Source organism: Rhodococcus sp. CX, from assembly GCF_015865005.1.
In the GTDB taxonomy this organism is placed as follows: domain Bacteria; phylum Actinomycetota; class Actinomycetes; order Mycobacteriales; family Mycobacteriaceae; genus Rhodococcus.
In genome coordinates, this window is record NZ_JADZGH010000224.1 from 4,171 (window position 1) to 9,678 (window position 5,508).

At 70.0% G+C, this 5,508-nt stretch carries 4 protein-coding genes and 1 pseudogene; all 5 read right to left on the minus strand.

Going from position 1 to position 5,508, the window contains the following annotated elements; translation table 11 throughout:
- Nucleotides 1–154 precede the first annotated feature (154 nt).
- Nucleotides 155–1,618, minus strand: a complete 1,464-nt coding sequence (locus I0Q12_RS24775; RefSeq protein WP_197255675.1) for an MFS transporter — start codon at nt 1,616–1,618, stop codon at nt 155–157.
- Between the two features lie 86 nt (nt 1,619–1,704).
- Nucleotides 1,705–2,446 (minus strand): annotated as a pseudogene (locus I0Q12_RS24780) (SDR family oxidoreductase).
- A gap of 27 nt (nt 2,447–2,473) precedes the next feature.
- Nucleotides 2,474–3,235, minus strand: a complete 762-nt coding sequence (locus I0Q12_RS24785) for a crotonase/enoyl-CoA hydratase family protein (RefSeq protein WP_197255677.1) — start codon at nt 3,233–3,235, stop codon at nt 2,474–2,476.
- Nucleotides 3,236–3,282: 47 nt separating this feature from the next.
- Complete coding sequence (locus tag I0Q12_RS24790; protein WP_197255679.1) at nt 3,283–4,458, minus strand: thiolase family protein; 1,176 nt, start codon at nt 4,456–4,458, stop codon at nt 3,283–3,285.
- 61 nt (nt 4,459–4,519) lie between these two features.
- A partial coding sequence (locus tag I0Q12_RS33825) for an aldehyde dehydrogenase family protein (protein ID WP_231611374.1) occupies nt 4,520–5,508 on the minus strand: 989 nt, incomplete at its 5' end.

The window sequence follows — 5,508 nt, forward strand, 5'->3', positions numbered from 1 at the left end:
GATCGCCGATCGACCCCGTCGGGTGGGAAAACCCGAATCTGTGGATGGATCGGGCGGGTGTGGACAACTCTTCCCCTGATTCCCGTGCTCGTGCGTGGTTCCGGTAGTTGCCGCTACCGAAAGCACGCACGAGCGGTCGGGCGGCTCCTCGGGTTCAGGGCTCGGCGTCGGGACCGGCAATGTCCGGCTGCACCGCCGGGCCGGTGACGTCACAGTGCGGCTTGCACGCCACCGAATCCGCGGGCACCGCGGCCGCCGGTCCGGGAATGAGGGCAGCCGCGAGGACCGCACTGACCGCGAGCAAGCCGGCGCAGATCAGCATCGCGATGTCGAACCCGCGGTCGAACGTGGCCGCGTCGGTGAGGGCCGCACCGCCGATCCCGGCGAGCCCGGGCAGTGCGGCGACGGCGAGCAGTTGGCTGGTGCGTGCCACCGCGTTGTTGACCCCGGACGCGATCCCGGAGCGTGCGACCGGCACCGCACCGAGCACCGCCGCCGTCAGGGGTGCCACCAGCGACGAGAGTCCGAGACCGAACACGACGACCGCGGGCAGCACGTCCCGCAGGTAGGACGCGTCCGCGTCGATGCGCAGCATGAGCAGCAACCCGACCGCCGCGACGGCGGGCCCCACCGTCATCGGCCCGCGCGGACCGTGCCGCTGGGCGTAGCGACCCGCCCGCGAGGACAGCAGCAGCATCAGGACGGTGATCGGGATCGTGGCCGTGCCCGCCAGGATCGGCGAGTAGCCGACGACGAGCTGCAGTTGCAGCACCAGCAGGAAGAAAACGCCGCCGAACGCGGCGTAGACGGTGAACGTGACCAGGTTCGCGGCCGTGAACAGTCGGGAGGCAAACAGATCCGGCGGGATCAACGCGACCGGGGAATGCCGCTCGACCAGCACGAACGCCACCAGCACCACGACGCCCACACCGGCGACAACGGGCTGCGCCTCGATCAGGCCGTAGGTCACCAGGCCCAGCCCGACCGCACCCAGGACCGCGCCCGCGACGTCGAGCCGATCCGGTGGCGACGGATCGCAACTCTCCGGCACGTGACGCAGCGCCACCCACACGACGACAGCGGCGAGGGGCAGATTCAGCAGGAACACCGACCGCCAGCCCGCGACCTCCACCATCCAGCCGCCGAGCAGCGGGCCGACGGCGCCGGCAACACCGCCGAAGCCGGACCACAGGCCGATCGCGGCGCCGCGGTCGTCACCCCGGATGGTGGCCGAGATCAGTGCGAGGGATCCCGGCGTGAGCAGGGCCGCGCCCACTCCCTGCAGGATTCGCGCGATCACCAGCGTGGTGACGTTCGGCGCGAGTCCGCACAACAACGAGGCTGCCGCGAACCACACTGTGCCCCAGACGAATACGCGCCGCCTCCCCCACCGGTCACCGAGTGCGCCGCCGAGCAGGATCAACGACGCCAGGGTCAGCGTGTAGCCGCTGAGCACCCACTGCATGCCGGCGACACCGGAGCCGAGGTCGGCGGCGATGCGCGGCAGCGCGATGTTGACGACGGTGCCGTCCAACAGGGCGAGGCTCGAGCCGAGCACGGTGGCGGTGACGACCCACCGGCCCCGGCGGGTGTGCAGACCGACGGTCGCCTCAGCCATCTGTTCATGGTGCCTGCCTCACCGCCACCCCGCAGTCGATCCCGAGGTCCGGGCGGCGCCCCTCGTCGCCGCCCGGACCTCGGCGCCTACTTCGGCTGGAATCGCTGCGCCCCGTCGAGGCGCACCACCTCGCCGTTGATGTACGGGTTCTCGAGCAGGTGCTGCGCGAGGAAGGCGTATTCGTCCGGGGTGCCGAGCCGCTTCGGGAACGGCACCGATTCGGCGAACTTGGCGAGCTTCTCCTCTCCGAGGAACTCCATGATCGGGGTGCGCACGGTCCCGGGTGCGATGCTGTTGAGGCGGATGCCGACCGCGCTGAGGTCGCGGGCACCGGTCAGGGTCAGGGCGTTCACACCGCCCTTCGCCGCGGCATAGGCGGACTGTCCGATCTGCCCCTCGTACCCGGCGATCGAGCTCGTCATCACGATCGCGCCGCGCTCCCCGTTCGGCTTCGGGTCGAGCTCGGCGATCTTCGCGGCGGTCAGCCGCAGCACGTTGTAGGTGCCGCTCAGGTACAGCGCGATGGTGTCGGTGAATCCCTCGAACGTGTGGGGGCTGCCGTCCCGGTTGACGACCTTCTCGAGCACCCCGAAACCGCCGTGGGCGATCACCGCGTACCGGAGCGTGCCCAACTCGTCCGCAGCCGCCAATGCCGCCTCGATGCTCGCGCTGTCGAGGACATCGGTGCGGACGTACACGGCCTTGTTGCCGAGTTCCTCGGCCAGGGCACCGGCCTTGGCGTCGTTGACGTCGGCGATGACGACGGCCGCACCGGCACCGTGCGCCGGCGCCGCCGCTGACGAGGACTACTTCACCTTCGAAAGCCACAGTTCCTCCAGGGGTTGTCGTGTGCGCTCAGGCGCCGGTCCATTGCGGTGCGCGCTTCTCGGCGAAGGCCAGCGCGCCTTCCTTCGCGTCCTGCGACGTGAACACCGGGAGGATGAGCTCGAGCTGCTTCTGCCACATCTCGTCGTCCGACCAGCCGCGCGACCTGGTCATGATGTCCTTGGTGACCGCGACCGCGAGGGGTCCGTTCGCGGTGATCCGCTCGGCCAGGGCGAGCGCCTCGTCGAGGGCCTTGCCCGGCTCGGCGAGCACGTTGACGAAGCCGTACCCGTGCCCCTGCTCGGCGGTGAAGCTGTCGCCGGTCAGCGCCAGTTCGAGAGCCTTCTGGTACGGGATGCGCCGATGCAGCCGCAGCAGCCCACCACCGCCGGCGACCAGGCCGCGTTTGACCTCGGGGATCCCGAATTTCGCGGTCGTCGACGCGACTACCAGGTCGGTCGCGAGCACGAGTTCCGTTCCGCCCGCGAGCGCGTATCCCTCCACCGCGGCGATGATCGGCTTGGTGGGCGGTCGTTCGGTGAAGCCCATGCCCCGGCCGGGGATCGCGACGATCTCGCCGGCGGCGAACGCCTTCAGGTCCATGCCCGCGCAGAAGTTGCCGCCCGCGCCGGTCAGCACCGCGACCGACAGTTCGGGGCTCTCGTCGAGTTCGTCGACCGCGTCGGCCAGGCCCCGGCTGACGGCCAGGTTCACGGCGTTGCGCGCGTCCGGCCGGTTGATCGTGATCACCAACGTGCGTCCGCGGCGTTCCCGCAGTACTTCGTCCGACACCGTTTGCCTCCCGATAAGTTTCGTGGCGAAGAATTTCGTGGGCTTTTTCAGGCCTCGACGACGACCGCGCCGCCCTGCCCGCCGCCGGCACACATCGCGGCGACACCGATTCCGCCGCCGCGGCGCCGCAGTTCGTAGAGCAGGGTGGTGACCATGCGGGCCCCGGACGCGGAGATGGGATGACCGAGGCTGCAACCGCTTCCGGAGAAGTTCACCCGTTCCTCGTCGAGTCCGTACTCGCGGCACGCGGCGATCGGAACCGACGCGAACGCTTCGTTGATCTCCCACAGCGTCACATCCAAGGCGGCCAATCCCGCCCGGTCGAGGACCTTGCCGATCACCGCGACCGCGCCGAGCCCGGTGTCCCGCGGAGCCAGGGCCGCATTCGCCCACGCCCGGACCGTGCCGAGCACCTCGAGCCCCTCGGAGACGGCGTAGTCTCCGGCGACCAGCGTCACCGCGGCCGCGGCGTCGTTGATACCGCTGCTGTTACCGGCGGTGATGGAGAAGCCCTCGATCTCCGGGTGCAGCACCGGCAGCGACGCGAGGCGTTCGAGGGTGGTGTCGCGGCGCGGATGTTCGTCGACCGCGAAGTCCAGCACCGAACCGTCGGGCCGCTGCACCTTGATCGGCACGATCTCGTCGACGAACTTGCCGGTGTCGATCGCGGCGACGGCACGACGATGCGAACGTTCGGCCCAGGCGTCCATCTCCTCTCGGCTGATCCCGGCCGCCTGCGCGGTGTTCCAGCCGACGGTGATCGCCATGTCGAGGGTCGGTGCGTCCGGTGTTTCCGGGTGCGACGGTGGCATCCACGGCTCCCGGAACTCCATGTCGGCCCCCGGCACGCGCCACTTCATGATCGGCGAGGTCGACAGGGACTGCACACCACCGGCCACGATCACCCGTTCCATGCCGACCCCGATGTGCGCGGCCGCGTTCGAGATGGCGGTCAGGCTGCCGGCGCAGTGCCGGTTGACGGCCTGCCCGGGCACCGTGGTCATGCCCGCGGCCACCGCCGCGTAGCGCGCGAGATCGCCACCGCCGTAGTTCAATTCGGCGAAGATGACGTCGTCGACGTGGGACGGGTCGATGCGGGCGCGGCGCACCGCCTCGGTCAGGACGGTCTCGGCGAGGGTTTCCGCCGGTACGTCGACCAGCGCTCCCTTGAAGGACCGGGCGATCGCGGTGCGGGTGGCGCCGACGATGACGGATTCGACCATGAATTTCGTCCTTCGGTGACGTGCCGACGGGTCGGCGATTGACGTTCACTGCTTCTGCTGGTCACTGACGCGGCATGCGACAACCGATCGTTTTCGTTTCGAGGTATTGCTGGAATCCTTCGAGGCCGCACTGGCGTCCGACACCGCTGTTCTTGTAGCCGCCGAACGGTGCGTCGGCGCCGTAGAACATTCCGCCGTTGACGCCGATCGCACCGGTCCGGATGCGCCGCGCGACGGCCATGCCGCGCTCGGTGGACCCCGACAGCACCGCCCCGGCCAGACCGTAGTCGCTGTCGTTGGCCAGACGAACCGCTTCGTCGTCGTCGGCGAACGGGATCATCACCAGCACCGGCCCGAAGATCTCCTCGCGTGTGATCGCCAGGCTCTGGTCCTCGCACACGAACACGGTCGGTTCGACGAAGAAACCGCCCGCCAGGTGCGGCGGCAGGTCGCACACCGCTCCCCCGCCGGTGACGATCCGCGCCCCGTCGCCGACCGCGCGATCGCACGCGTCGAGCACGCGGGCACGCTGGGCGGCGCTGACGACGGGACCGACCAGCGTGTCGGGCAGTGCCGGATCACCCACCGGCACCGACGCGAACATCGCGGCCACGTTCTCGACCAGGTCGTCGAACAACGAGCGGTGCACGAGCATGCGGCTGGTTGCCGCGCACGCCTGACCGGCGTGCACACACACGCCCACCGCACTGCGCAGCGCCGCGGCCGGATCGGCGTCGTCGAGGACGACGAGCGCGGATTTGCCGCCCAGTTCCAGGAAGTTGCGTTTCATGGTGGCCGCGCCCTCGCGCACGATGGTGCGGCCGACTGCGGTGGAACCGGTGAAGGAGATCAGGTCGACGCGCGGGTCGGCGACCGGCAGCGCGGCGACCTCGGTCGAGTCGGTGGTGACGACGTTGACGACCCCGGCGGGAATGTCGGTGCGCTCGGCGATGATCCGCCCGATCCGGGTCGCGTTCCACGGGGTGTGCGGATCCGGTTTGACGACGACGGTGTTGCCGGCGGCGAGCGCCGGACCGAGCTTGTTGAGGA